This is a genomic window from Aeromonas media (assembly GCF_020423125.1).
Lineage (GTDB): Bacteria > Pseudomonadota > Gammaproteobacteria > Enterobacterales > Aeromonadaceae > Aeromonas > Aeromonas media.
This window is the reverse complement of sequence record NZ_CP075564.1, coordinates 3,057,933-3,084,781: the sequence shown is the minus strand read 5'-3', so window position 1 is coordinate 3,084,781 and position 26,849 is coordinate 3,057,933. Positions and strand designations below refer to the sequence as shown.

Below are 26,849 nucleotides of genomic sequence, written 5' to 3'. Positions count from 1 at the left end.
GGCATGTGGAAAGGGACGTTGGCACTGCTGACATGTATGCAATTGACGGCCTGTGCCACCCCCTTCGAGAGGATGTGGCAGGGGCTGGCGACCTGCGATCTGGACGATCTCTACCTGGACAGCGAGAGCGGTGAGCCGTCCCACCCGCTGCTCAAGACCTTCACCCCCGACAAGACGTCAGACGGCTTCGCCTGGTACAAGACCCACCAGGAGCTTCATGGCCTGCCCATCACGGGCTTTCTGATCCCGGCTTCGACCTTCGAGGTGCACGCCCTGTTTGTGGATACCCCCATCGCCAATGCGCGCAGGCTGACCCACAACGCCTACGGCAGCGAGTTTGCGGATGAACAGAAACACGACAGGGGGGAGGCTCCCCTGCTGCTGCGTGATCCTGGCAACCCCAAGCGCTCCATCATCGACTGCACCCGGGGGGAGTCGGCGGAGCCGCTGCCGGAAGAGCCCTTCCCGGAGTAGGAAAGGGCATCCTGATGACCATGAGAGAGGGGAGCCACGGGCTCCCCTCTCTTTTTATCTGTTGCCAGATCGTCCTCAGGGATAACCCAGGGTCTGCTTGATGGCGGGGAGCTGGGACGCTATCCAGGCGGGGTTGATGGGCCCCCAGTCGCTGATGCGGTAGTGACCCTGCAGGTGGCGGGCCCCCTCGGTCTGCTCGAAGGCGCAGCTGATGTCCAGCTCAGCCAGGGCCGTCAGGGTATCCTGGGCGGTGCGCCTGGGCATGCCGGTGGCGGCCATGATGGCGGGCACTGTGTCCGTGCCCTGGCTGATCAGATGGGCCACGTAGAGCCGCCGGTAGAAGCTGGAGCGGGTCTTGCTCGGTTCGCTCATATCTCGTCCTCGAGACGGTCGAAGTAGCGCCAGGTCGCGATGGCGGCCTTGCCCATCACCAGCGCCCAGATACCGAACCAGAACCAGCGGAAGAAGCTCCAGGTGGAGGCATCGGGCTCTGTGCTCTCAATCTTGGTGACGTTGGGGAAGAGGGAGAACATGTTCACCCGCCAGCCGTAGGAGGTGATGATGGCCAGGCGCTTCTCGAATTCCATGGACTTGGCCTTGGCCTGGACGTCGGCAGCATTGAACTTGAAGTAGAAGGGCCAGCCCCAGCCGGTGTCTTCGTTGCGGAACACCCGGATCTTCTCGCCGGGACGCTCGGTGTAGATGTAATAGACGTCGGTGATGGGGCCGTCGGCCGGGTTCTTCTGGCTGATGGGACCATCCTTGTCGGTGCGCTTCACCTCGACCCCGGTGATGGTGGCGATGGTGTGTTCCGGCAGATAGAAATCGAGCCAGAGCGCGGATAGCAGGGCGATGAGGCCGAGCGTGATAAAAGCGGGTTTCTTGAACTTCAGGCTCATGGTGTTCTCTGGGTGAGGGGGAATGACGTGCCTCTACCATACCCATATTTGCGGATACAGCCCAGCCCCCAATGGCGCCTTGTTGGCAAAAAGCCGTTTTAAACGGGAGGGGCAGACCCCGGGGCGGGGCCCGGAGTCTGTCAACGAGAGGGGAGTATTACAGCTGGAACTGGGCGAGCTGCCTGCGCTGCTGCTCAGCGAGCTGTGACAGTTCGTGACTGGCGGCGGCGCTCTGGCTGATGCCGGCCACGTTCTGGTTCACTATCTCGTGGATGTTGGTGATGTTGCGGCTGATGTCGGCGGTGACGCAGGATTGCTCCTCGGCGGCGGTGGCCACCTGGGCATTGGCACCATTGATCTGGTTGACCGCCTCGGTGATGCCCCCCAGCAAGTCTTGTACCTCGGCGGAGAGGCGCTGGTTGTGGCCGAGGATCTCCAGGGTCTCCTGCACGCCGCTGTTGGCCGACAGGGACTGGCTCTGCAACTGCTCTATGATGACCTGGATCTCCTTGGTGGAGTCCTGGGTCCGCGCCGCCAGCAGGCGCACCTCGTCGGCCACCACCGCAAAGCCACGGCCGGTTTCGCCGGCGCGGGCGGCCTCGATGGCGGCGTTGAGCGCCAGCAGGTTGGTCTGCTCCGAGATGCTCTGAATCACCTCGATCACCTTGCCGATCTGCTCGGACTGGGACTTGAGCTGAGCCACCACGGTGGCGGCGTTTTCCAGGCTGCCGGTCATGCGGCCGTTGGCCTGGATGCTCTCGGCAAACAGCGCCAGCCCCTGCTCGACCCGACGGTTGGCGTCCCGCGCCAGCTCATCGGCCAGGGCGGCGTTGTGGTTGACATTGTCGGCAGTGCTGGCCAGCTCGGTGACGGCGGAAGCCACCTGCTCGGTCTCGCTGCGCTGCTGCTGGGCGTTGGCCTCGGACTGGGTCATGACGGCGGCCAGCTCGGTGGCGGCTGAGGCCACGTTGCCGCTGATGCCGGTCAGGGTCTGAATGGTGTTGCCAAGCTGGCTCAGGGTCTGGTTGATGTCTTTGGCGAGCTGGCCCAGCTCGTTGTTGCCTTCTGCCCTGGCGCGCACGTTGAAGCGGCCGAGGGCGACGGCGTGCATCACCTCCTGCAACTGGCCGATGGGCTGGACGATGCGACCGGAGAGCCACCAGCCGCCGCAGAGTGCCGCGACCAGGGTGGCGGCCATCAGCAGCAGGGTCTGCAGCAGGGTGGCGTGGTAGTGGGCCTGCTCCTGGGCTATCTCCTGCTGGATCAGCTGATTGATGTGGGCAGAGAGGGTGTCAATCTGCTTGATCAACTGCTCCCCCAGCTCGCGAAAGCGCAGCCGGGATTGCTCATAGCCGGCGGGTTCTACCCCGTCCCCATGCTTTTGTGCCAGCAGTGGCAGCATGTTGCTGCGGGTGTGGCCGAGATAGGCCTGCAGGGCCGCCGCTACCTGGCTGTTGTCCTGCTCGGCACCGGGGATCACCAGCCGGGACAAGAGGCCGTTGATCTCCTGCTCGGCGGCATTCAGCGTGACGGGCAGCTCGGCGAAGCGGGCCTTATCGTAGAGACCGTAGATGGCGTTGGTGCGCAGCCGGTAGGTGGCGTGGATCAGCGCGGCGATGTCGTCCTTGTGACGGGTGACGCTGGCGGTGGTGTTGTTCATGCCCCTGATGGCGCCGTCGATCTCCTGCTTGCTGACCACGGCCATGAGCAGCATCAGCAGGCTGGCTAGCAGTAGCGGAATGAGAACTTGCAGACGAATGGACAGATTATTCAAAGACATGAAAGATCCTGACTCGAAAGAGGAGTAAGGCCGCATCTTACACAGGTGCGACAATCCTTGTCACAGGGTTTTTAATGCTGAATTCTTGCTGAACGCAAAAGTTTTTCTTGTGTTAAAAGAGTGTGATAGGCAAGATCGTCTGCTTGTTACCTGGAGGTGTAGTGTGTCCCACTGGATTGATCCCGCCATCTTGGCGCTCTTTGTTCCCACGTTCTTCTTTGTCTCCGTGACCCCCGGCATGTGCATGACCCTGGCGATGACCCTGGGCATGAGCCTGGGGGTGCGTCGTACCCTGCACATGATGTGGGGGGAGCTCATCGGCGTCGGCCTGGTCTCCGTGCTGTCGGTGGTCGGGGTGGCGGCCGTCATGCTCAACTATCCAGCCCTGTTTTCGGCCTTCAAGTACGTGGGCGGTGCCTATCTGGTCTGGCTCGGCATCCAGATGTGGCAGGCCAAGGGCAAGATGGCGATTCCGGCAGATCTCTCGGCCGGGCAGGAGACCAGGCCGCTCGGGCTGGCGCTGCAGGGTTTCGTCACCGCCATCGCCAATCCCAAGGGCTGGGCCTTCATGGTCTCCCTGCTGCCCCCCTTCATCAATGCGGCCAAGCCGATGGCGCCACAGATCAGCGCCCTGGTGGTGCTCATCCTCCTCATCGAGTTCTCCTGCCTGCTGCTTTACGCGAGCGGTGGCCGCACCCTGCGCCACTTCCTCGCCAGGAGCGGCAACGTGACCCTGATGAACCGGATCGCGGGCTCGCTCATGCTGTTTGTCGGCGTCTGGCTGGCCTTCGGCTGAGTGCCATCGCTGATGTGCAGCAATAAGGTAAAAATGCCACCGGTCGGTGGCATTTTTCATGAGTACAGGTTGGGGATCAGCGAGGCTTGAAGCGCTCGACCCAGGGATTGGCGGTCAGGCCGTGGAGGATGACGCTCAGGATGATGGTGCAGAGCACGGTGGCGATGATGGGGCGCTGGCCGATGAGCGCCGGCTGGTTTTGCAATACCATCACCGCGAAGACGATGCTGGCAAGGCCCCGCGGCCCGAACCAGCCGATAAAGAGCTTGAGCTCCGGCTTGAGGCCGGTACCGATGAGGCTGAGCCAGACCGGTACCATCCGCAGCAGGGTCAGGCTGGCAACGGCATAGAGCCAGTATTGCCACTGAATCAGCTCGGGCAACGTGGGGAGCAGAGTGGCACCAAAGACCATCCAGATCACCACGGAGAGCAGATCCCCGTACCCCTCGCAGCTGTCCATGTAGGCGTGCTTGTGTTCCCCCAGCCTGCGGCCGATCAAGAGGCCGCCCACGAAGGCGGCGATGAAGCCGCTGCCCCCCAGGGTCTGGGCCAGGGCAAAGCAGAGCAGGGCCAGTCCCGGCATGGTGAGCTGGCGCCAGAGTGGCAACTGCCAGCCGTTCAGGTAGGAGGCCTTGAGCAGCCGGATGGTGAGGCTGGTCAGCACGAAGGCGACCAGCAGACCTATGCCTATCTCCTCCAGCATCAGGGTGATGGCCAGCGTGGCGGTGCCCGCATGTTGTTCGGTGGGGGCGATGAGGGCGAGCAGCAGGAGCAGCACGGGCACACAGATGCCGTCGTTGAGGCCGCTCTCCTGATTGAGCCCTTCGCGCACCGGCGCAGGCACCACAGGGTTGCTCACCACGGCTTTGCCCAGCGCCGCATCGGTGGGGGCGAGAATGGTGGAGAGGATGGCCATCTCCAGTAGCGGCAAGTCGGGGAAGAGCCAGTGGCCGAACAGGGCCCCACAGACCAGGGTGAGGGGCAGACCGATGAGCAGCAGCCGGATAGGCAGTTGCCTGTTGGCCTGCAACACCTGCCAGTTGGTGTTGGCGGCGTCGTTGAACAGCACGATGACCAGCGAGAGCTCGGCCAGCAGCTTGATCCCTTCGCTGTTGATGGAGAGGGAGAGCAGTCCAACGCCGCCCTGTCCCAGCAGCCAGCCCACCAGCATGAACAGCAGCGGGCCGTTGACAAGACGGGATTCAAACCGCCCGGCAATCAGGCTGTAGATCAGCAAGAAGGCGGCGATCACCGCCAGATTCTGGTAAATCAGGGATGCATCCATACCCTCTCCTCAACACATAAGGGGGTCAGTCGGTCAGGCAGTCCGGATCGAACACGTATTCCCCCACCAGCCAGCGCAGGATCTCGCCCACGCAGGCCTGATCCTGGAACGGCAGGTAACGGCTCTTGAGGTGGATGATCTGCTCCGGGGTGAGCTGGGCCAGGCCGATGTCCTGGAACAGCGGCAGATCGGCCTGGATCATGGCGGAGATCTGCGGCCCGCAGGTGGCGTTGAGGGAGGCGTGCAGCGCCTTGTCCGGGTCGTACTGGCGGCCGAGTCGATAACTCATGGGCAAGGTGGCGAGCGGCAGCACCGAGAGCGCCGCCTGCTTCATGGGGTTGACCGCGTGACCGGCGGTCAGCTCCGCCAGTTCGGCGGGGCGGTTCTCGAAGGCACGCAGGTGCAGGAAGCTGCTCGCCTTGCTGCCGTCGTTGACCGGGTAGTTGTCCCACAGGAACGGCTTGCGGTGCAGCCAGTCGGCGGCCTGTTTGAGGTGTGCGGCCGGGTACTCGGTGGAGCAGACCCGGGGGCCGGTCCAGAAGATGTCAAAACGCTTGTCCAGCCCCTGGCCCAGATCCGTCAGATAGTGGGGCGGCATGGCGCCGAACACCTTCTCCAGCACCGGGTCCGTCGAGTAGTAGCTGGGGCAGAAGATGAGACGGCTGGCGCCGGTGTGGGCGGCGATGTCGTGGGCGATGGTGAGCTGCCAGTGGGCGAGATCCGGGGTATCCCCCTTCATGTCGTCAAACAGCACCGCCAATATGTCGGGCTTGAGCGCCTCCTCGATGAGGCGCACCTTCTCGAGCAGGGCCGGGCGTTTGTGCGGGTAGTCGTGATGGGCGCCCATGGGGCTCAGGCCCACCCCGAAGGCGAGGCCGTTTTCGCGGCACTGCTGGGCCAGCTGGCTCAGGTGGGCGAGCTGTTCCTTCGGCCAGGGCTCGGCCCAGTGCTTGCGCAGATAGCCGTCTTCCTTGGGGGCATAGAGGTAGAAGCCATAACCATGGCGGGGCAGCCACTGGGCGTAGCGGGCGCGTGCCTCCCAGCTCCAGCCCTTGCCGAAGAAGCCCTCGATCAGCCCCAGTCGGGGCGAGGGAGGATACAGACCAGACAACAGGGTTTGATAAGGCATGGGTCACTCCCTTCTCGCCGGGCGCCGGTTCACCGTCTTGTCGTGAATTGGCGCCGAGTATGTGTATTGAACAGGGTCCGGTTGGCGTCCTAGACCGGATCTTCTTCCAGGAAGCGCACCCCTATCTTGCGAGGCTCGCCCTCTTCCATCTCCGCCACCGTCCAGAGCAGGCCCTGCCAGGCGACGTGGTCACCCACCACCAGATTATCGCCCAACTGATGGGCAATGAAATCGCCGAGAGTCTGATCCGCCACCTCGCTCACATCCAGTCCGTAAAGCGGGGCGAGATCCACCAGCCTGGCGGTGGCCTCCAGCAGGAAGTCACCGAAGAAGCGTGGGCCGAGATCCTGTTCCGGCGCCTGGCTGAACAGCTGGCCGAGGGCGGGGAGATCGCGCTCGTGGCCGATGACGCAGAGGATGTCGTCCGACTGCAGGCAGGTACTGCCCGAGGGGTGCAGCAGCTCCCGGCCGCGGAACAGGGCGCAGATGCGGGTGCCTTCCGGCATGCGCAGCTCCCGCAGCGGCGAGCCGATGCACCACTTCTCGGCGCTCAGGCGATAGACGAAGGTCTCCCACTGGCTGTCGAGATCGATCTCGAGCCCGGAGCGATTGATGGGTGACGGCGGTGCCGGGACCTCCACCCGTGCCAGCCGGGAGGCCAGCGGCAGCGAGCTGCCCTGCAGGATGAGGGAGACCAGCACCACGAAGAAGGCGACATTGAAGTAGAGCTGGGCGTTGGGCAGCCCCGCCATCATGGGGAAGACCGCCAGTATGATGGGCACGGCGCCGCGCAAGCCTACCCAGGAGATGAACCAGCGCTCCCGGGGGGCGAAGTTCTTGAACGGCAGCAGCCCGATCCACACCGACACCGGGCGGGCAAACAGGATCATCCACATGGCCAGCGCCAGCGCCGGCACGGCGATGGGCAGCAGCTTGTGGGGGGAGGCGAGCAGCCCCAGCACCAGGAACATGCCGATCTGGCTCAGCCAGGTCAGACCGTCCAGCACCGACAAGGTGGTGCTGCGGCTGCGCAGGGATAGGTTGCCAAGCAACAGGCCGGTGAGGTAGATGGCGAGGATGCCGCTGCCCCCCACCGCCGTGGTGAGGGCGAAGATCAGCAGGCCGCCGCTGACGGTGAGCAGAGGGTAGAGCCCGGGGGCCAGGCGGGCCGTGTTGATGAGTTTCCACAGCAGCCAGCCCCCACAGAGGCCGATGCCGGCGCCGAGGCCAAACTGCTTGACGAGTTGCAGCAGCAGGAAGCCGGCGTCCAGCCCCTGCTGGGCGGTGGCCAGCACCTCGATCAGGGTGACGGTGAGAAACACCGCCATGGGATCGTTGCTGCCCGACTCTATCTCCAGGGTGGCGCTGACCCGCTCGTTGAGGCTGCGCCCGCCGAGCAGAGAGAACACCGCCGCCGCATCGGTGGAGCCGACGATGGCGCCGATCAGCATCCCCTGCATCAGGTTGAGATCAAACAGCCAGGCGGCGGCGAGCCCCGTGAGGCCGGTGGTGATGGCCACCCCGACGGTGGCGAGCGACAGGGCGGGCCAGAGCGCCACCCGAAACGAGGAGACCCGGGTGCGCATGCCGCCGTCCAGCAGGATGATGGCCAGCGCCAGGTTGCCCACCAGGTAGGCGACCGAGTAGTCGGCGAAGTGGATGCCGCCGGGGCCATCCTCACCGGCCAGCATGCCGACGGCGAGGAAGATGACCAGGATGGGGATGCCGACCCGGGACGAGAGCGTGCTCAACAGGACACTGGCTCCCACCAACAAGGCACCGATAAAAAAGAAACTGTTGATGGTGGTGGCATCCAATGGCGAACTCCTTATTGCGGTCGGCAAAACAGGCACATTATATGCAGATTGCCCCCCTTTGTGTGGCTTAATTGTGCATCGATTTGCAGTTTTTTACGGTTGTTGTGCCGTTTTTAAGCAGTTGTCGCAGGGCGGAAGGGGGGCAAAAAAGAGGGGGAATGAGTGGCAATCGATGTCATTTTTCAGGGGACGGGCGTCCCGTCGTCAGCAGGTGGGAACCGACCCCGGCAAGGGGCCAGGGTAGGGTCGCGGGAGCGCCATAGTGCTCCTGCGGGGGAGGTCAGTCGTCCTCGTCGTCCTTGACTTCCCGGATCTTGTCCCTGTATTTCGGCAACTGCTTTTCGAGCTGTTTCATGTCCTTGATGGCATTGAGAAACAGCCCGAGCAAAAACAGCAGCGGCAGGCCTATCCATAACCACAGACTCATCAGATTCTCCTTTCGGTGTGACCGGCGGTGACATAGTGGGCCAGGATCTCGTCGAGATGGGCCAGTATGCACTCCTTGCCTTCAATATCCGCCTGTTGCAGGCAAAGCGCCAGCGCATCCGGATCCAGCCGCTGTTCGCCGGATTCAGGCGCAAAGCTGATGTGCCAGGGCTCGTAGGCGACTCCCTGAGCCGCGTCCAGCGGTTTGGCATAGGGTAGGAAGAAGCCGAAGTCGGCCATGTGATCCCCGAGCCACTCGCCAAGGTCGGCAAACCAGCCTCCCGCCTCATATTCCCAGGGCTCCAGCGCCAGCCGGGTGCCGACGGGCAGGCAGTCGGGATCATAGATGTCGAGATCCGTGCCCCAGTGGTGGCGGCTGGTGCCCGGCAGGGCGCTCCAGCGCAGGATGGCGTGCAGCCGCTCCATATCATCGAGCTGCAGCGCATCCAGCGGCTGGTTGTCCGCATCCAGCAGGGGGCGCTCCCCGCGCCACTTGCCATTCCAGATGGCGAGCTGGCGCTCGAAGCTGCGCCAGCTGGAGGCGGCCTGCAGGTTGAACCCTTCATAGGCCGCCGCCACCTGCATGTCGTTGAAGGCCGCCGCCGTGGCGGCGGTCAGACGGTGGGGCCCGCGCCCCACCAGGATGAGGTGGCTCTCGTCGAGCCCAAGCAGTTGATCCTGGGTCATGCCAGCAAGTGCTCCAGCACCCCTTGGTACATGTCCGCCAGCAGATCCAGGTCATCCGCCTTCACGCACTCGTTCACCTTGTGGATGGTGGCGTTGACGGGACCCAGCTCGATGACTTCTGCGCCGGTGGGGGCGATAAAGCGTCCATCGGACGTTCCCCCCGTGGTGAGCAGGGCCGGTTGCTGACCGTTGACCGCGGCCACGGCGGCGACGGTGGCCTCCAGCAGGGCGCCGGTATCGGTCAGGAAGGGCTGACCGGAGAGGGTCCACTTCAGTTCAAAGTCCAATCCGTGGCGATCCAGCAGCGCCTCGACCCGCTCGCGGATATCGAGATCGGTGAGCTCGGTACTGAAACGGAAGTTGAACTGCACCTGCAGCTCGCCCGGGATGACGTTGGAGGCGCCGGTGCCCGCCTGGATGTTGGCGATCTGGAAGCTGGTGGGGGGGAAGTAGGCGTTGCCCTGATCCCAGACCGTCGCCGCCAGTTCGGTCAATGCAGGCGCCGCCTTGTGGATGGGGTTGTCCGCCAGATGAGGGTAAGCCACGTGGCCCTGCACCCCGCGCACCAGCAGATCGCCGGTGATGGAGCCACGGCGTCCGTTCTTCACCACGTCCCCCACCAGGTTGGTGGAGGAGGGCTCGCCGACGATGCACCAGCGGATCTTCTCGTTGCGCGCCTCCAGGGTGTCGATGACGCGCACAGTGCCGTTGATGAAGGGCCCCTCTTCATCGGAGGTGATGAGGAAGGCGATGGAGCCCTTATGGTCCGGATGCTCGGCCACGAAGCGCTCGGTGGCCACCACCATGGCGGCCAGCGATCCCTTCATGTCGGCGGCGCCGCGGCCATAGAGCATGCCATCCTTGATGGTCGGCTCGAACGGCGGCGTGTGCCACTTCTCCAGCGGCCCGGCGGGCACCACGTCGGTGTGGCCGGCGAAGCAGAACAGCGGCCCTTCGCTGCCACGACGGGCCCAGAGGTTGGTGGTGTCTTCAAACACCATGGGCTCGATGACGAAGCCCAGGCGTGCGAGACGCTCCGCCATCAGGGTCTGGCACCCTTCGTCCAGCGGGGTAACTGAGGGGCGGCGGATCAGATCCTTGGCCAGTGCGATGACATCCGACATCGGCGTTCCTTAAAAAATTTAACGAGAGAAGAGGGATTGATAGTGGTCTGCCTTGAACCCCAGGGTCAGCTCGCCATCGCGGTCCAGCAGCGGGCGCTTGATCATGGCGGGGTGCTCCAGCAACAAGGCACGGGCCTTGGCGGTGTCGAGCCCCTGTTTGGCCTCCTCCGGCAGGGCACGGAAGGTGGTGCCACGGGTGTTGAGCAGGGCTTCCCAGCCCAGCCGATCCAGCCAGCCGTCCAGCCGGGCAGGCTCGAGGCCGTCGACCCTGTGGTCATGGAAGCGATAGTCGATGCCAGCCTCGTCCAGCCACTTGCGGGCCTTCTTGATGGTGTCGCAGTTCTTGATGCCATAGAGGGTGGTGGCCATGGGAGATCCTATATCTGCGGGCCCGGGGCCCTGAAATCCGAACGTGAAGTCATGCAAGGGCCCGATTCTGGCATTGTGGCCCAGCCATGGCAACGCTCATGGCCGGGCTGGCTGGTTTTACCAGCTGGGAGGGGGAAGAAAGCGCGAGGGCCAGATAGCCAAAACGCGCCGATGGGCGCGTTTTGGAGGAAGGGGGGCTATCAGTGCAGTGCGGTCCATGCGTGATCGAAGACCCGGGCCCGTTCCCAGGGCGCATCCGGCAGGCTGGAGGAGAGGCCGGTGTATTTGCCTACGTCATCCACCACGATGGCGGAGAGGATCGGCAGGTCGTTTTCGGTACAGTACATGCGGATGCGCTGCAGCAGGGTGCGCAGCTCATCCTGGCACTGTTCCAGCCCGGCCTGCCTGGCCAGTTTGGAATAACGAATGGTGGTGCGTTCCTTTGCAGACTCGACGAGGATGTCCCACAGCTGGTAGTCGCAGGGTGAAGTCCCTGCGGTGGCTTGGCTTGTCATAACTCTCTCCGGTGCGAAATGATCGCTTTGTGTCGACGGGCATCTTGGCCAGTTCACCCCTGACGGGCGTTGATCCAACGCAAAAAAAGTGGAGGTTCTTGCTCAGGATGCCATGCCCGGCATTCTAGTGAGTTGGATCTGGATTGAAGAACTGTTTTAGATGGTTTATTTGGAGTTTAATGCGGATAAGATTCGTAAAATCCACTTTTTTAGATGGAAAACAAGGAGAAAGGAGAGGCCAACCACTGGATCACGTTTCTCGATAGTCTTGCCGGGAGCCTACCCTGGTACTCTTGTTTGCCTTGCTCGTGCCGATGGTCGTGGCCTGCGGTATCGTCAAGGATTACCGCCCGCAAGCGGTACCGGCGCTGGATGCCGTCTGCACCATGGGGCGAGTTCCACTCGGGCGCTGTATGCCTGCTGCTGAAGAGCATCGCGCCATGCATCGACCTGCTGCAGAGGGGGCTGATCAGGCTGTTGAAATAAGCTGGCGTCTTGCTTGCTTCGTGGGAAACGGGTCCAACCCGATCAAGACGGGAGGCATTGCCTCCCGTTGTGTTATCTCGCTTGTTTAGCGTGCCCTGTAGCGATCCGGTCCCATGGCGTGGTTTTGTTATCCCTCATCTTCTGCCAGGTAGGCCAGATGATCTTGGCGCTCCACCTGCCAGCCATCGAGGTGCAGCGGGGCGGCAAAGCCCGGGCCGTCGGTCACCATGGTGTGGTACTCCCCCTGCTCGCCGCAGGCATCGAAACCCTCGCGCTCGGCCAGTTGTTGCAACTCGGTCAGGGTGGCTGCATCCAGCACTCGCCCGGCCCATTCCGGCGCCAGCACCCGGGTATCGACACAGGAGAGGTGGGCGACGATGCCGCGGGCCAGCATATCCGCCAGCAAGGCTTGGCGAGATTGCTGCCAGAGCGGGGTGTGGACGGTGAACCCAAGCGGCTGGCTGCGCTCGCGGATCCAGTTTGGCGCGCCCCCCACGCTGTCGATGTCGCCAGTCACCACACCATCGAGTGCCCACTCCTGCTGCAAGCGGCTCAGCGCCGTCTCATAGCTCTGCTCGAACGGCGCCTCTATGGTGACCAGCAGATGGGGCAGCCCGAGGGCCGCCGCCTGACGGCGCACCAGCGGCAAGGGGTGAGCGAGAAAGCGGGGCGCAGGGGGAGCAAAGGTGGCCAGTGCCACCACCTGATGGCCCGCGGCGCGGGCATGGCAGAGGGCCAGCATGGCATCTTTGCCACCGCTCCAGAGCAGGATGACGCGAGACATGGGGTTGATTCCAATCATGAAAGATGAGGCATGCTACCGAGCCGGCGGGTTCTTGGCAAAGCGGGAAGGCGGGAAAGGCAACGGGCCCGCGAAGGGGCCCGTTGGGGATGGCGCGGCGAACGCCGTCTGGATCACAACAAGATGGTGGTCAGCAGATACCCCAGGGCGCAGGAGCTGCTGACCCCGATCAGCCCCGGAATGATGAAGCTGTGGTTGATGATGAACTTGCCGATACGGGTGGTACCTGAGCGGTCGAAACCGATACAGGCCAGATCGCTCGGGTAGGTCGGCAGCACGAAGTAGCCGTAGCTCGCCGGCAGGAAGGCGATCAGCAATTTCGGCTCCACCCCCAGTGCCAGACCCATGGGGGCGATGGCGGTCAGGGCGGCGGCCTGGCTGTTGACCAGCTTGGAGATGAGGAAGAGCACCAGGGCGTAGGTCCAGGGCTGGGCCTGTACCACGTGAGCCAGGGTCTCTTTGAGCAGCGGCATGTGGGCCTGGAAGAAGGTCTCACTCATCCATGCAACCCCGAACACGGAGAAGATGGCGACCATGCCGGCCTTGAAGACGGCACCGTTGGAGATGTCGCCTGGCTTGACCTTGCAGCGCATCAGGATGATGGCTCCGGCGATCAGCATCATCATCTGGATCACCAGGTTCATGGAGAGCGGGCCGGTCTTGTCCTTGATGGTGAACACAGGACGCAACCCTTCGTTGGCACCGAGCAATACCACGGCGGCGATGGCGGCGAAGAAGATCCAAGTAGACCAGTAGGCCTCTTTCGGGAACTTGGTGTTGAGCAGGGTTTCACCGCCGCCGTAGACGAAGGCGCGCTGCTCCGGATCCTTGATCTTGGCCTGGAACTCCTCGTCCTTGTCCAGGTCCTTGCCGCGGCGCAGGCTCCACAGGGCCGCCATCATCACACCGGTCAGGGAGGAGGGGATGGCGATCATCAGGATGTCGAGCAGGCCATAGGCCTGACCTATGCCGTGACCGGCCGCCAGGATGGAGACCATGGAGACCACGGCGACCGACACCGGCGAGGCGCAGATCGCCATCTGGGAGGCGACAGACGCCACCGCCATCGGGCGCTCGGGACGGATGTTCTTCTGCAGCGCGATGTCAGCGATGATGGGGAACATGGTGTAGACCACGTGGCCGGTACCGCACAGGAAGGTGAGGGTCCAGGTGGTCAGGGGCGCCAGTATGGTGATGTATTGCGGGTGACGGCGCAGCAGGCGCTCGGCCACCTGCATCATCAGGTTGAGGCCGCCGGCGGTCTGCAGGGTGGCGGCGCAGCCGATCACCGCGAGTATGGTCAGCATCACCTGCACCGGTGGTTCGCCCGGCACCAGGCCGAAGACGAAGGTCAGCAGGAAGAGGCCTATGCCACTGATGAGACCCAGTCCCATGCCCCCAAAGCGGGTACCCAGCAGCAAGCAGCCGAGTACCACCAAAAATTCCATCAAGATCATTCCATTACCTCGTGTGATTGAATCCATGTCCGCATCGGCCCTGGGGCCCGGGAGCATCTGTCATTATTTGCCCCTAAAGGGTTAGTGGATATTCTGTCACCCCTAAAGAGGTAAAAAATTGAGGTGGTTCAATAACCGACCCTTTTCCGATTTAAGTGCATAAAAACTACGGGTAAGGCCTTGCGCAGGGGCGCTGAGGGAGGACAGGCAGGTGAATAAGGTGAGGGATTTATTCGAGGATCAGTGTGATATGCAAGGGCATCGCCCCTGTCAGTAGTCGGCAGGGGTCGAGGAGGGGGTGTCGCAGGCCGGGGAGGCCATGACCTGCGAGTCTGACGGGGCGGCTCAAGCGTCCCGGTTTGACTCGGTGGTAGTCGGGTCTTCGGAAGAGGCAGTCTGTGACAGCAGGGTTGTTCGGCAGGCATCCAGGATCTCATCGGCCAGTGGCGATTCATCCGGACAGGCCCGTGAGAGCATGATGGCCCCTATCATCTGTGCCATCAGCGCTATCCTCTTGGCGCGATGGGCCTGGGTGTTCTCTGTATCCGGTGTGTCGCGCAGACTCCCTGTACGCGCCAGCATCGCTTCAATGCCGGCTTCGAAGGCGACCTTGACCTGGGCCGGTTGCCGCGCCGCATCGGCGCACAGTGCGGCCATGATGCAGCCATCCCCCGGGGCATCGCGGTGTTCCCTGGACAGGTAGTGCCTGACAAACTCGGGGGCATCAAGGGCGCTGGTCTTCTCCACGCTTTGTTCAAAGCCGCAGGTGGCGGCCTCCGCCATCAGATCCGCCTTGGCGGGGAAGTGCTTGTAGAAACCGCCGTGAGTGAAGCCGGCCGCCCCCATCAGATCCGCCACTCCCACGCCATCGTAACCCCGTTCGCGAAACAGCTTGGCTGCGGTGGCGACTATGTGTGCCCGGTTTGTCTGAGCCTGTGCCTTGGTGACCCTCATACCCGGTCGTCCTCTGAATCATGGAAGTGGTGATCACTATACATTGATGTTGGTCATCATCAAAATGCTTGACTGAAAAGATTGTGATCGTCATCTTTAATGCGCAGACCCCGGGAAGGGGTTGAACGCCCTGACCCTCGATTGACCCTTGCAGCCCCCGAGCAGGGCGGCGCCATGTCGGGATACAGACTACCTTCCTTCCCAGACCCATGTTTCACACGACAGAGGCACACCATGACAGACAAGAGACTCTTCGAGGCCTATTCCCTTGGCCACATCACCCTCGCCAACCGCATCGTGATGGCGCCGCTCACCCGCAACCGTGCCGGCCCCGGCCTGGTCCCGAGCGAGCATGCCGCCACCTATTACAGTCAGCGGGCCACGGCGGGTCTGCTGATCGCCGAGGCGACCCAGGTCTCAGCCCAGGCGCAGGGCTATCAGGACACCCCCGGCCTCTACACGGCGGCGCAGATTGCGGGCTGGCGCAAGGTGACCGATGCGGTGCATGCCAGGGGCGGTCGTATTTTCGTGCAGTTGTGGCACGTCGGCCGTGTCTCCCACGTCACGCTGCAACCCGATGGCGCGGCGCCGGTGGCCCCTTCGGCCCTTCGCGCCCAGACCAAGACCTTCGTCAACAATGAGTTCGTCGAGGTGTCCATGCCCCGTGCATTGGCACTGGAGGAGCTTCCCGGTATCGTCGACGATTTTCGTCAGGCAGCTGCCAATGCCATGGCGGCGGGCTTTGACGGGGTCGAGATCCACGGTGCCAACGGCTATCTGCTGGAGCAATTCCTCAAGGATGGGGCCAACCTGCGTACCGACGGCTATGGTGGCTCCATCGAGAACCGCGCGCGGCTGCTGCTCGAGGTCACCGCCGCCGTGGCCAAGGAGATTGGAGCCGATCGCACCGGGGTCCGGATCTCCCCCGTCTCACCGGCCAATGGCATCTCCTGCAGCGATCCCCAGCCGCAGTACGACTATCTCGTCGAGCGGCTCAGTGCGCTGGGCGTCGTCTACCTGCACGTGATCGAGGGTGCCACCGGCGGCCCCCGGGATGTCGCCCCTTTCGACTTCGCCTCCCTGCGTCGGCGCTTCAAGCAGACCTATCTGGCCAATAACGGTTATGACCTGACGCTGGCCGGCAGTGCTCTGGCCCAGGGCAAGGCGGACCTGTTTGCCTTCGGTCGCCCCTTTATCAGCAATCCGGATCTGGTCGAGCGCCTGCAGCAGGGCGCCCCGCTCGCTGCGCTCAAACCCGAGACCCTCTATGGCGGCGGTGCCGAGGGCTACATCGACTACCCGGCCCTGGCGGGTGCCGGCGAGTAAACGTAGATCGGCAGGGGGCGTCATAGCAGGCCCCCCGTCGACACAGCGCCATCGGCCGTTGAGTGCCTGGCGCGACATCCATCCCGGTTCAATACGAGCACAGAGAGAATGACATCATGACCATTAAACCCAGAGTGCTTATCACAGGTGCCTCCAGCGGCATTGGCGCCACCTATGCCGACCGCTTCGCCCGGCGCGGCTGACGGCGCTGGCCAGCCGCCTGCGCCAGGCGTACGGCGTCGCCGTCGAGATCCTGCCCGCCGATCTCACCCAACCCCGGGAGCTGGCCGCCGTGGAGGCCCGGCTACGGGATGATGCCAGCATCGGCATCCTGATCAACAACGCGGGGGCGGGTCAGGTGGGTCACTTCCTCGCACAGACCGCCAGCAGCGTCGAACAACTGCTGGCCCTGAACACCACGGCGCTGGCACGCCTGGCCGTCGCGATTGCGCCGCGACTGGTGCAAGCCGGGGAGGGGGCCATCGTCAACATCGGCTCAGTGGTCGGGCTCGCACCCGAGTTTGGCGCAACCATCTATGGTGCGACCAAGGCCTTCGTGCTGTTCCTGTCCCAGGGGATGAGCCTGGAGCTCTCTCCGAAAGGGGTCTATGTGCAGGCGGTTCTCCCTGCCGCCACGAGAACCGATATCTGGGCCCGTACCGGCATCGATCCCGACAGCTTGCCTGAGTTGATGGAGGTGGAGGAGCTGGTGGACGCAGCCCTGGTCGGTTTCGATCGCCGTGAAGCCGTCACCATACCGCCGCTGCATGAGGCCAGCCGCTGGGATGAGCTCGATGGCGCGCGCAAGGCGCTGCTCTCCGACCTTCGGCAGGCGCACGCCGCCGAGCGTTATCAGGTGGCGCCGCAAGACCACTGATCTGGGCAACCACACCGACGGTCTGTTGGAAGATATACCAACCCGACATTCATCACTCAGGCCGTCGCCCTTTTCCGTTTGATGATACGCGCCGAATCTGTGCAGGGGCCCTGGATTGGACAGGGGCTTTGCCTGGTTCGGCCCCATCATGTTTCTCGGTAACAAGATGATGAAAGCCTTTGTGTTCAAACGCTATGGTCGCTCGGCGCGGCCCGAGTTCGCCGAACTGCCGCACCCGACCGTGGGGCCGGACGAGATCCTGGTCAAGGTGCATGCCGTCGGTCTCAATCCCATCGACAACATGATCCCGCGAGGCACCTTCAAACCCCTGCTCAAGTTCGAGCTGCCCGCCGTGCTCGGCAGCGATCTGGCCGGTGTGGTGGTGGAGGTCGGCAGCCGGGTGACGCGCTTTCGTCCGGGGGATGCCGTCTATGCCAGCCTCTTCGATCTGGGGCGCGGCGCCCTGGCGCAATGGGTTGTGGTGCCCGAACACGCGGCGGCCCTCAAACCGGCCAGCCTCGACTTCGTTCAGGCGGCGTCCATTCCCATGGTGGCGCTGACCGCCTGGCAGGCCTTCACCGAGCAGGCCCCACTCGTGCCGGGCCAGAGGGTGTTTATTCCCGCGGGATCCGGTGGCATAGGCTCCTTTGCCATTCAGCTGGCCAAGCACCTGGGGGCCTTGGTCGCGACCTCTACCAGCACGGCAAACGCCGAGTGGGTAGGACAGTTGGGGGCCGAGGTGGTGGTCGACTACAGACGGCAGGCGTTCGATGCCGTTTTGCAGGGTTATGATCTGGTGCTGGGCGCCTTGCGGGGAGACGCGATCGAGCGGTCGTTGTCGATCCTCCAGCCAGGGGGGCGGGTCCTGTCGCTGGTCGGCCCGCCGGATGCGGCCTTTGCGCGGGCGAGAAACATGAACATCATCATGACCGCCCTGTTTGGCCTAATGAGCTGGAAGATCCACCGTCTTGCCCGGCAACGGGGCCTCACCTACGGCATGATGTTCGTGCGCCCGGATGGTGCCCAGCTGACCCGTATTGCTGCGCTGCTCGACGAGGGCAAGCTCAGACCCGTGATCGACAAGGTCTTTCCGTTTGAACAGGTCGGCGAGGCGCTCGCCTATCTGGCGACCGGTCGCGCAAAGGGCAAGGTGGTCGTCAGCCTGGCGTAGGTGCAGAGCGACGGCAAAGAACAAAAAAGCCGACCCAAGGGTCGGCTTTTGCGATTCGCGTGCTGTCCGCGATTAGAACTCAGCGGTGCGCGGGGTACGCGGGAAGGGGATGACGTCGCGCACGTTGCCCATGCCGGTCACATAGACCACCAGGCGCTCGAAGCCCAGGCCGAAGCCGGAGTGCGGCACTGTGCCGTAGCGACGCAGATCGCGATACCACCAGTAATCTTCCTTGTTCAGGCCCATCTCGGCCAGACGGGCATCCAGCACCTCGAGACGCTCCTCACGCTGGGAGCCACCGATGATCTCGCCGATCCCCGGGGCCAGCACGTCCATGGCGGCGACGGTCTTGCCGTCGTCGTTGAGGCGCATGTAGAAGGCCTTGATGTCTTTCGGGTAGTTCTTCACCACCACAGGAGACTTGAAATGCTCCTCGGCCAGATAGCGCTCGTGCTCGGAGGAGAGATCGATACCCCAGGAGACCGGGAACTCGAACTTCTTGCCGCAGTTCTTCAGCACTTCGATGGCGTCGGTGTAGTCGATCTGGGCGAAGTCGGAGGCGACGAAGCGCTCCAGACGGTCAATGGCGTCCTTGTCGATGTGCTGGGTGAAGAACTCCAGATCGTCGCGGCGCTCGGTCAGCACGGCATTGAAGACGTACTTCAGCATGGCTTCGGCCAGGGCGGCGTTATCTTCCAGATCGGCGAAGGCGATTTCCGGCTCCACCATCCAGAACTCGGCCAGATGGCGACTGGTGTTGGAGTTTTCGGCGCGGAAGGTCGGGCCGAAGGTGTAGACCTTGGACAGGGCGCAGGCATAGGTCTCGACGTTGAGCTGACCGGAGACGGTCAGGAAGGTCTCCTTGCCGAAGAAGTCCTTGTCGTAATCTACCTTGCCTTCGGGCGTGCGCGGCAGGTTTTCCATGTCAAGGGTGGAGACGCGGAACATCTCGCCAGCGCCTTCGGTGTCGGAGGCGGTGATGAGGGGAGCGGCGATCCACAGATAGCCTTCTTCGTGGAAGAAGCGGTGAATGGCCTGGGCCAGGCAGTTGCGTACCCGGGTCACGGCGCCGACCACGTTGGTACGGGCACGCAGGTGACCCTGCTCGCGCAGGTATTCGATGCTGTGGCGCTTGGCAGACATGGGGTAGGTGTCCGGATCTTCGACCCAGCCCACTACCTTGACGTCGGAGGCCTGCAGCTCGAAGGCCTGGCCGCTGCCCTGGGAAGCCACGACCACACCGGTCACTTCCACGGAGCAGGCGGTGGTCAGACGCAGCACTTCATTCTCGTAATTGGCCAGGGTATTGGGAACGACGGCCTGTACCGGATGGAAACAGGAGCCATCGGATATGGCCAAAAATGAGATCCCCGCCTTGGAATCGCGGCGGGTCCGGATCCACCCTTTCACTGTCTGGGTGGTGCCAACCGCATACTTACCGGTCAGCACATCTACTACGGATGCGTGCGTCATCGAAATATTGTCTCCAGCTTGTTCTTGCAGCGCTATTTGCAACACTAGGGGTCTGGCCCGGGCATGAGTGGCCCACCATGGCAGACTAAGCCGTCAATCTTACCCGCGCGGGTTTGATAAACAAGCAAAAATGTCGGACCCTTGCGGGGTTTTCCCCATGAATCTTGCATGGATCCGGTCGGTTGGGCAGGGGGTGAGAGTGAAGGAACGCAGACGGGGGCCGGATGGCTGGATACGGGTTCTCCAGGGGCTGGTGATCCTCTGCTGGAGCGGCTTTATCGTCCTGCTCTCCCTTTACCACTTCGCCAGGCCGCAGACGGCCTACGGCTTTCTGGTCTATGGCGGGGTCAAGGTGCGCCAGGAGTGGGATCCCGCCCTCACCCCCTGGCTGGTGCACGGGCTCTGGGGTTGCTGCCTGCTGACCCTGGTGGTGCTGATGCTGGAGCGCAGGCGCAGCCGACGGCAAGAGGATGCGCTGCACGTCAATCTGTTCATCCTGCTGCTGATCCTGGCCGCCAGCCTGCTGCTTTACTATCTGGCGTGATCCGCCGGTTTCTCGTCCTGTGACGAGAGCACTGGAGCGCAGGCGCAGAGGATGCGCGGCACATCAATCTGTTCAGCCTGTTGCTGATCCTGGTCGCCAGCCTGCTGTGTTACTACCTGGCGTGATCCGTCGGCTTCTCGTCCTGGGACGAGGGGGCGGGGCGCTTGCCGAGCTGGCGCTCCACGCTGTCGAGCATCTGGTTGTAGGCGAGGGCCACCCGGCCTATCTCGTCCCCTTCATCGCCCTCCAGCCGGTGGCCGAAGTCGTGCAGATCGGTGGCTTCTTCCATGGAGCGGGTCAGCTGGTTGAGGGGGCGGACTATCCAGGTACGGATGACCCAGAGCGTCAGCAGCAGCCCCAGCCCGAAGATGAGGGTGAGACTGAGCGCCGAGGTGAGAATGTTCTGCTCGACCCGGGTAAAGAGGGTGTCGAGGGAGTAGTCAAAGCGCACCGCCCCGAGCACGGTGTTCTCCGGCACCTGGTGACAGCTGGTGCAGTCGGTACCGCGAAAATCCTTACTGGCCAGCAGCGGACGGGTCACCACCAGCTTGCTGTGGATGCCGTCGTGCACCACCTCCAGACTGCCCTTGCCCGTCAGGGCCAGGGCATCGAATCTGTCCTTGGGGGCCTCGCTGTCACGACCCGCTCCATACTGCTTGTTGACCGCCGCCCCGCGCACTATGCGGGCATCTTCCACGTGGGCGTGATCGAGAAACTTGGCGCGCAGGGTGTCGCGGGCGTCCATCTTGCCGGTCAGCATCAGCATGTTGAGGCCGTCGAAATAGGCTTCGCTCTGCTCGCGGCTCTGCTCCTTGATGAGGGTCAGGATGAGGTCGCGCTCGCGCACCGCCTGATAGGCCGCAGAGAACACCAGTACCATGGAGAAGATGAAGAGCAGGAAGAAATTGATCTTGGCAGTGATGGAGAGGCGCATGGGAAAGGTACATCTGTTGGGTAAAACCCGCGCAGTCTACTCTCCTCGCCAGCCGGGTTTTGGTGTCTCGCTCACATTCTGATGAAAAAGAGCCAAAAGGCCCTGCATTCTCATGCAGAGCCTATTCATCGAGGCTCAGAATTCACCGCTGGCGATGGCCTCATGGATGGCATGGGTCAGCACCCGCAGCTCTTCGGGGGTGATGACGAAGGGGGGCATCAGGTAGACCAGCTTGCCAAACGGACGGATCCAGGCCCCCAGCGAGACGAACTTGCGTTGGATGCGCGCCACGTCCACCCGCTCCTTCATCTCCACCACCCCGATGGCGCCGAGCACCCGCACGTCCGCCACCGCCGGGTGCAGGGTCAGCTGTACCAGTTCGGTTTTGAGTTGATGCTCGATGGCCTGCACCCGCGCTTGCCAGGGTGATGCCAGCAGCAGATCGATGGAGGCGTTGGCCACCGCGCAGGCGAGCGGGTTGCCCATAAAGGTGGGGCCGTGCATAAAGACGCCGGCCTTGCCGTCACAGATGGTACGGGCGACCTGCTCCGTGGTGAGGGTGGCCGAGAGCGTCAGGTAGCCGCCGGTGAGCGCCTTGCCCAGGCACAGGATGTCGGGGCTGATCCCTGCCCAGTCGCAGGCAAACAGCTGACCGGTGCGGCCAAAGCCGGTGGCGATCTCGTCGGCGATGAGCAGCAGGCCGAACTCGTCGCACAGGGCGCGCACCCACTGCAGGTAGCGGGGATGATAGAAGCGCATGCCACCGGCCCCCTGAACGATGGGTTCGAGCACGATGGCGGCTATCTCTTCGTGGCGATCGGCAACCAGCTCCGCCAGCTCTACGACGCAGCTCTCGTCCCACTGGGCGTGGAAGCGACAGCTGGGCGCTTCGACAAAATGGTGCTCGGGCAGGAAGCCCTTGTAGAGCTCGTGCATGCCGCCATCCGGATCGCAGACGCTCATGGCGCCGAAGGTGTCACCGTGATAGCCGCCCCGCAGGGAGACGAATTTGGCGCGGGGCGTTCCCCTGGCGTGCCAGTACTGCTGGGCCATCTTGAGTGCCACCTCCACCGCCACCGAGCCGGAATCCGCCAGAAACACCCGATCCAGCCCGGCCGGGGTGATCTCCACCAGCTTGCGACACAGCGCCACCGCCGGGGCATGGGTCAACCCGCCAAACATCACGTGGGACATCTTGCCGAGCTGGGCAGTCGCCGCTGCGTCCAGTTCCGGCACCTGATAACCGTGGACGCAGGCCCACCAGGAGCTCATGCCATCCACCAGCTCGCGGCCGTCGCTGAGGGTGAGGGTCACCCCCTTGGCGCTGGCCACTTCATAGCAGGGCAGGGGATGGGTGAGGGAGGTGTAGGGGTGCCAGACGTGGTGCAGGTCGAATTCTTGATTGGTCATTTTGTGTTCTGTTGTCAATTGATTTGATCTGGTCGGTGTTGACAGTCTACGCGTGCTCTCTACACTAGCCAACAATTTCAGCCACTTGGCGTCACGCCTCGCAACGAGCGGGCAGGCCGATGGCGGGTTCTGCGGTTCTTCATCCCAAGGGGGCGGCGCAGGATCCCACTTATAACAACCGGAAGCCATGTATGAATGCTCTCACCCTGGGCGGTCACGCCCTTCGTCACGACTGGACCTTCGCCGAGGTCCAGGCCCTGTTTGCCCTGCCATTCAACGATCTGCTGTTCCAGGCCCAGACGGTACACCGCGCTCATTTCGACCCGAACGAGGTGCAGGTGAGCACCCTGCTCTCCATCAAGACCGGCGCCTGCCCGGAGGATTGCAAATACTGCCCCCAGAGCGCCCGCTATCACACCGGGCTCGAGACCGAGCGGCTGATGGAAGTGGAGAAAGTGCTGGAGCGGGCGCGCGAGGCCAAGGCCAACGGCTCGTCGCGCTTCTGCATGGGGGCCGCCTGGCGCAACCCCAAAGAGAGGGACATGCCCTATATCCTGCGCATGGTCGAGGAGGTGCGCGGGCTGGGGATGGAGACCTGCATGACGCTAGGGATGCTTACCGCCGATCAGGCGGCGCGCCTGGGCGCCGCCGGGCTTGATTACTACAACCACAACCTCGACACCTCGCCGGAGTTTTACGGCGATATCATCACCACCCGCACCTATCAGGACCGCCTGGACACCCTGGAGCACGTGCGCGGCGCCGGCATGAAGGTCTGCTCCGGCGGCATCGTCGGTATGGGGGAGCAGGCGAAAGACAGGGCGGGCCTCTTGATGGCGCTGGCCAACCTGCCGCGCCACCCGGAGAGTGTGCCCATCAACATGCTGGTCAAGGTGAAGGGGACGCCCATGGAAAACCAGGAGAATCTGGATCCGTTCGAGTTTATCCGCACCATAGCGGTGGCGCGCATCATGATGCCCGCCTCCCACGTGCGTCTCTCTGCCGGGCGGGAGAAGATGAACGAGCAGATGCAGGCCATGTGCTTTATGGCGGGTGCCAACTCCATCTTCTATGGTTGCAAGCTGCTGACCACCCCGAACCCGGACGAGAACAGCGACATGCAGCTGTTCAAGCGCCTCGGCATCCGCCCCGCCCAGCGGGCCCAGAAGCCGGATCAAGTTCAAGAAGAGGAGCTGCTGGCCGAGGTGAGCCGCCAGAACGAGCCCGCCGAGATGTTTTATGACGCCACCCGCCCCCGTGCAGGTGCCGTCCGTCCATGACTTCCCCTGTTGTCACCGGTCCCTTTGCACTGGGGGAGGCCCTGGCCGAACGTGATCAGGCCGCCCTGCTGCGCCGACGCACTCCTGTGGATGTGGCGAGCTGCGGGCGGATCCGGGTCGGGGGGCGCGACTACCTCAACCTCTCTGCCAACGACTACCTGGGGCTCGCCGATCATCCCGCCATCAAGGCCGCCTTCAAGGAGGGGATCGACCGCTATGGCGCGGGCGCCGGCGCCTCGCCCCTGGTGACAGGCTACAGCCGTGCCCACCAAGAGCTGGAAGAGACGCTGGCCGACTGGCTCGGGGTGGAGGCGGTGCTGCTGTTCAACTGCGGCTTCTCGGCTAATCAGGCGGTGCTCAAGGCCCTGCTCGGCAAGGAGCATCTGCTGTGGCAGGACAGGCTCAACCACGCTTCTTTGCAGGAGATGGGCAGCCAGCTGCCCTGCAAGATGAAGCGCTTTGGCCACAACGACATGGCCGCGCTCGCGCGTCAGCTTGAGCCAAACAGGGGCCTGATCGTCTCGGAAGGGGTGTTCAGCATGGACGGGGATCAGGGCCCCTGGGCTGAACTTGCGGCCCTGACCGCACAGAGCGGGAACTGGCTGATGATCGACGATGCCCACGGCCTCGGCGTGCTGGGGCCGCAAGGGCGCGGCACCCTGGCGGCGCAAGGGGTTGCTCCTGCCAGCGTACATATTCATATGGGTACCTTCGGCAAGGCGCTCGGGCTGGCCGGCGCCTTCGTAGGCGGCAGCCGCGAGCTGGTGGACTATCTGGTCAACTTTGCCCGCCACTATGTCTACAGCACCCATATGCCCGCCGCCCAGGCCTGCGCGGTGAGCAAGAGTATCGAGCTGGTGCGCGCCGCCGACGAAGCCCGCGCGCACCTCGCTCGCCTTATCGCCCGCTTTCGACAGGGGGCACAGGCGCAGGGCTGGACGCTGGGCGCAAGCAACACCCCGATCCAGCCCCTGCTGGTGGGGGAGAGCAGTGCCGCCTTGCAACTGGCCGAGCGGTTGCGCGAGCGCGGTATCTGGGTGAGCGCCATTCGCCCGCCCACTGTGCCGGTCGGCACGGCGCGCCTTCGCATCACCCTGAGTGCCGCCCACGGCGAAAATGACGTGGATCGCCTGCTCGAGGCCCTGGGTCCCTGCCCATCCAATGATCAGAGAGGAGGCGCCCATGCTGCATGAGCGTTTCCAGCAGGTCGACAAGGCCCAGCTCGCCCGCCGCTTCGGGGCCGCCGCCCGTCACTACGACGCCCATGCCCGCTTCCAGCAGGAGGTGGGGCAGGCGCTGCTTGACCTGATGCTGGACAGGCCGGTCGGTTCTGAACTGACGGTTTGCGGGCTGGATCTTGACACTGCCGTGTACCGGCGTGGTTTGCCCGACTCCTTGCCTGACGGTTTACCGGAAACTGGGCTGGATCTGGGCTGCGGTACCGGCTTCTTCCTGCCCGCGCTGGCGGGTCGTTGCCAGCGGTTGCACGGGCTGGATCTCGCCCCCGGCATGCTGGCGCAGGCCGCCCTGCGTGGCAGTGGCGCCCGGCTGGTATGCGGCGATGCGGAGGCGCTGCCCTTCGCGGATCAGAGCCTGGACTGGGTCTTCTCCAGCCTGGCCCTGCAGTGGTGCGAGCGCCCGGCCCAGGCGTTTGCCGAGATCCACCGGGTGCTCAAGCCCGGCGGTCAGATCTTCTTCTCGACCCTGCTGGCCGGCTCGCTTTGGCAGTTGCGCGAGGCCTGGGGCGCCGTCGACGGGCATGCCCACGTCAACCGCTTCCTCGCCCTGCCCCAGTTGCAGCAGGCCATTGGTGCCGCGGGTTTTCAAGCGCTTGAGCTGACCTCTGTCACCTGGTCTCTCGCCTATCTGGAGCTCAACGACTTGCTGCGGGATCTCAAGGGCATAGGGGCCAGCCAGGTCAATGACGACAGGGCCGCGGGGCTGGGCAACCGCCAGCGCCTGAGGCGTCTCGGAGAAGCCTATGAGCGCCACCGCCAGCCCGACGGCCTGCTGGCCGCCAGCTACGAGGTCTGTCTCGGGCGCCTGGTTCGACGTTGATAGCCATTCAAAGGCAGTAACAATCCCTGCTATTCACCATTGATACCAGGGCGCAACCGGCGCCCTGAACTGCGCTGAGGAATCATCATGGCGACATCTTATTTCATCACGGGCACCGACACCGACGTGGGCAAGACCCTGGTCGCTCGTACCCTGCTGCAGGCGTTCGCCGCCCGGGGCATAGTCTGCGCCGGCTACAAGCCGATCTCCGCCGGCTGTGCCCGCACCCCCGAGGGGCTTCGCAACCTCGATGCTCAGCAACTGCAAGCGGCCGCCAGCCTCCCGCTGCCCATCGACTCGGTCAACCCCTATGCCTTCGAGCCCCCCATAGCCCCCCACATAGCCGCGCAGGAGGTGGGGGCGAGCATTCCTCTGGCGGGTCTGTCTGCCGGGCTGCGGGAGATTGAGCGGGCCGGGGCCGAACTGGTGATCGTCGAGGGGGCGGGGGGCTGGTTTTTGCCGCTGGATCACCAGCATCTGCTGTCCGACTGGGTCGCCCTTGAGCGCCTGCCGGTGATCCTGGTGGTGGGGGCCAAGCTGGGTTGCCTCAATCATGCCCTGCTCACCTGCGCCGCCATCCGCCATCAGGGGCTGACCCTGGCAGGCTGGGTGGTCAATCGGGTGGATCCGCACATGAGTCGCTACCAGGAGAACCTGGCCACCTTGAAAGCCATGTTGCCGGCCCCATTTCTGGGGGAGATCCCCTTCGTAGACCAGCCGCTCGAGGCGGATCTGCGCGATTGTCTCGACATCTCGTCCCTGCTCTGAGGCCCAAC

At 63.7% G+C, this 26,849-nt stretch carries 27 protein-coding genes; 10 read left to right on the top strand and 17 right to left on the bottom strand.

The window, feature by feature from the left end:
- The first annotated feature begins 3 nt into the window (after positions 1 to 3).
- On the top strand, positions 4 to 474 hold the full coding sequence (locus tag KI797_RS14110; protein WP_041206165.1) for a hypothetical protein: 471 nt from the start codon (positions 4 to 6) through the stop codon (positions 472 to 474).
- 75 nt (positions 475 to 549) lie between these two features.
- Here KI797_RS14110 and KI797_RS14105 read toward each other — a convergent pair whose 3' ends face one another.
- The 3 genes from KI797_RS14105 to KI797_RS14095 form a co-directional block, all read right to left on the bottom strand.
- Complete coding sequence (locus KI797_RS14105; protein ID WP_043131652.1) at positions 550 to 846, bottom strand: winged helix-turn-helix domain-containing protein; 297 nt, start codon at positions 844 to 846, stop codon at positions 550 to 552.
- The gene (locus KI797_RS14100; RefSeq protein ID WP_005325768.1) at positions 843 to 1,373 is read right to left on the bottom strand and encodes a DUF1523 family protein; all 531 of its coding nucleotides are present in this window, start codon (positions 1,371 to 1,373) and stop codon (positions 843 to 845) included. The genes KI797_RS14105 and KI797_RS14100 overlap by 4 nt, the downstream gene beginning before the upstream one ends.
- A gap of 157 nt (positions 1,374 to 1,530) precedes the next feature.
- Positions 1,531 to 3,153: a methyl-accepting chemotaxis protein gene (locus KI797_RS14095; RefSeq protein WP_226169771.1), complete on the bottom strand. Its 1,623-nt coding sequence runs from the start codon at positions 3,151 to 3,153 to the stop codon at positions 1,531 to 1,533.
- Between the two features lie 163 nt (positions 3,154 to 3,316).
- Here KI797_RS14095 and KI797_RS14090 point away from each other — a divergent pair, with 163 nt between their 5' ends.
- Positions 3,317 to 3,949: a LysE family translocator gene (locus KI797_RS14090; protein ID WP_005325766.1), complete on the top strand. Its 633-nt coding sequence runs from the start codon at positions 3,317 to 3,319 to the stop codon at positions 3,947 to 3,949.
- Positions 3,950 to 4,025: 76 nt separating this feature from the next.
- On the opposite strand, the gene KI797_RS14085 is transcribed toward KI797_RS14090, so the two are convergent.
- The 11 genes from KI797_RS14085 to KI797_RS14035 all read right to left on the bottom strand — a co-directional run bounded on the left by KI797_RS14085 (position 4,026) and on the right by KI797_RS14035 (position 15,000).
- Complete coding sequence (locus KI797_RS14085; protein ID WP_226169770.1) at positions 4,026 to 5,234, bottom strand: cation:proton antiporter; 1,209 nt, start codon at positions 5,232 to 5,234, stop codon at positions 4,026 to 4,028.
- 25 nt (positions 5,235 to 5,259) lie between these two features.
- Positions 5,260 to 6,363, bottom strand: a complete 1,104-nt coding sequence (locus KI797_RS14080) for a beta-N-acetylglucosaminidase domain-containing protein (protein ID WP_226169769.1) — start codon at positions 6,361 to 6,363, stop codon at positions 5,260 to 5,262.
- An 89-nt stretch (positions 6,364 to 6,452) separates the two neighbouring features.
- Entirely contained in the window at positions 6,453 to 8,180 is a 1,728-nt protein-coding gene (locus tag KI797_RS14075; protein WP_005325763.1) for a potassium/proton antiporter, read from the bottom strand.
- A gap of 280 nt (positions 8,181 to 8,460) precedes the next feature.
- Positions 8,461 to 8,607, bottom strand: a complete 147-nt coding sequence (locus KI797_RS14070) for a hypothetical protein (protein WP_005325762.1) — start codon at positions 8,605 to 8,607, stop codon at positions 8,461 to 8,463.
- Positions 8,607 to 9,293, bottom strand: a complete 687-nt coding sequence (locus tag KI797_RS14065; protein ID WP_226169768.1) for a M15 family metallopeptidase — start codon at positions 9,291 to 9,293, stop codon at positions 8,607 to 8,609. The genes KI797_RS14070 and KI797_RS14065 overlap by 1 nt, the downstream gene beginning before the upstream one ends.
- Entirely contained in the window at positions 9,290 to 10,417 is a 1,128-nt protein-coding gene (gene dapE / locus KI797_RS14060; RefSeq protein WP_226169767.1) for a succinyl-diaminopimelate desuccinylase, read from the bottom strand. The genes KI797_RS14065 and dapE overlap by 4 nt, the downstream gene beginning before the upstream one ends.
- 18 nt (positions 10,418 to 10,435) lie before the next feature.
- Positions 10,436 to 10,786: an ArsC family reductase gene (locus KI797_RS14055; RefSeq protein WP_226169766.1), complete on the bottom strand. Its 351-nt coding sequence runs from the start codon at positions 10,784 to 10,786 to the stop codon at positions 10,436 to 10,438.
- 200 nt (positions 10,787 to 10,986) lie between these two features.
- Positions 10,987 to 11,301: a hypothetical protein gene (locus tag KI797_RS14050; RefSeq protein ID WP_042648987.1), complete on the bottom strand. Its 315-nt coding sequence runs from the start codon at positions 11,299 to 11,301 to the stop codon at positions 10,987 to 10,989.
- Between the two features lie 613 nt (positions 11,302 to 11,914).
- The gene (locus KI797_RS14045) at positions 11,915 to 12,571 is read right to left on the bottom strand and encodes an adenine nucleotide alpha hydrolase (protein WP_226169765.1); all 657 of its coding nucleotides are present in this window, start codon (positions 12,569 to 12,571) and stop codon (positions 11,915 to 11,917) included.
- 131 nt (positions 12,572 to 12,702) lie between these two features.
- On the bottom strand, positions 12,703 to 14,046 hold the full coding sequence (locus KI797_RS14040; protein WP_226169763.1) for an anaerobic C4-dicarboxylate transporter: 1,344 nt from the start codon (positions 14,044 to 14,046) through the stop codon (positions 12,703 to 12,705).
- 345 nt (positions 14,047 to 14,391) lie between these two features.
- A complete protein-coding gene (locus KI797_RS14035; protein WP_042648984.1) occupies positions 14,392 to 15,000 on the bottom strand; it encodes a TetR/AcrR family transcriptional regulator in 609 nt (202 codons plus the stop codon).
- Between the two features lie 234 nt (positions 15,001 to 15,234).
- Here KI797_RS14035 and KI797_RS14030 point away from each other — a divergent pair, with 234 nt between their 5' ends.
- From KI797_RS14030 to KI797_RS14020, 3 genes are all read left to right on the top strand, one after another.
- Positions 15,235 to 16,326, top strand: coding sequence for an alkene reductase (locus tag KI797_RS14030; protein WP_226169762.1), 1,092 nt, complete (start codon positions 15,235 to 15,237; stop codon positions 16,324 to 16,326).
- Positions 16,327 to 16,525: 199 nt separating this feature from the next.
- Complete coding sequence (locus KI797_RS14025) at positions 16,526 to 17,203, top strand: SDR family NAD(P)-dependent oxidoreductase (protein WP_226173120.1); 678 nt, start codon at positions 16,526 to 16,528, stop codon at positions 17,201 to 17,203.
- A 166-nt stretch (positions 17,204 to 17,369) separates the two neighbouring features.
- Positions 17,370 to 18,374 carry an NADP-dependent oxidoreductase gene (locus tag KI797_RS14020; protein WP_226169760.1) on the top strand — a complete coding sequence of 335 codons (1,005 nt, stop codon included), beginning with the start codon at positions 17,370 to 17,372 and terminating at the stop codon, positions 18,372 to 18,374.
- 72 nt (positions 18,375 to 18,446) lie between these two features.
- On the opposite strand, the gene asnS is transcribed toward KI797_RS14020, so the two are convergent.
- Entirely contained in the window at positions 18,447 to 19,847 is a 1,401-nt protein-coding gene (gene asnS / locus KI797_RS14015; protein WP_041206162.1) for an asparagine--tRNA ligase, read from the bottom strand.
- Positions 19,848 to 20,046: 199 nt separating this feature from the next.
- On the opposite strand from asnS, the gene KI797_RS14010 reads away from it, so the two are divergent.
- Positions 20,047 to 20,391, top strand: coding sequence for a hypothetical protein (locus tag KI797_RS14010; protein ID WP_005325750.1), 345 nt, complete (start codon positions 20,047 to 20,049; stop codon positions 20,389 to 20,391).
- Between the two features lie 112 nt (positions 20,392 to 20,503).
- Here the strand turns inward: KI797_RS14010 and KI797_RS14005 are convergent, their stop codons facing one another.
- The gene (locus KI797_RS14005) at positions 20,504 to 21,325 is read right to left on the bottom strand and encodes a HAMP domain-containing protein (protein ID WP_043131628.1); all 822 of its coding nucleotides are present in this window, start codon (positions 21,323 to 21,325) and stop codon (positions 20,504 to 20,506) included.
- Positions 21,326 to 21,460: 135 nt separating this feature from the next.
- Entirely contained in the window at positions 21,461 to 22,735 is a 1,275-nt protein-coding gene (gene bioA, locus KI797_RS14000; RefSeq protein ID WP_226169758.1) for an adenosylmethionine--8-amino-7-oxononanoate transaminase, read from the bottom strand.
- A gap of 191 nt (positions 22,736 to 22,926) precedes the next feature.
- Between bioA and bioB the strand changes: the two genes are divergently transcribed.
- From bioB to bioD, 4 genes are all read left to right on the top strand, one after another.
- Positions 22,927 to 24,015, top strand: a complete 1,089-nt coding sequence (gene bioB, locus KI797_RS13995; RefSeq protein WP_226169756.1) for a biotin synthase BioB — start codon at positions 22,927 to 22,929, stop codon at positions 24,013 to 24,015.
- The gene (gene bioF, locus KI797_RS13990; protein ID WP_226169755.1) at positions 24,012 to 25,208 is read left to right on the top strand and encodes an 8-amino-7-oxononanoate synthase; all 1,197 of its coding nucleotides are present in this window, start codon (positions 24,012 to 24,014) and stop codon (positions 25,206 to 25,208) included. The genes bioB and bioF overlap by 4 nt, the downstream gene beginning before the upstream one ends.
- Positions 25,198 to 26,073 carry a methyltransferase domain-containing protein gene (locus KI797_RS13985; protein WP_226169753.1) on the top strand — a complete coding sequence of 292 codons (876 nt, stop codon included), beginning with the start codon at positions 25,198 to 25,200 and terminating at the stop codon, positions 26,071 to 26,073. The genes bioF and KI797_RS13985 overlap by 11 nt, the downstream gene beginning before the upstream one ends.
- Before the next feature lie 87 nt (positions 26,074 to 26,160).
- Positions 26,161 to 26,841, top strand: a complete 681-nt coding sequence (bioD, locus tag KI797_RS13980; RefSeq protein ID WP_226169751.1) for a dethiobiotin synthase — start codon at positions 26,161 to 26,163, stop codon at positions 26,839 to 26,841.
- Positions 26,842 to 26,849: the final 8 nt, after the last annotated feature.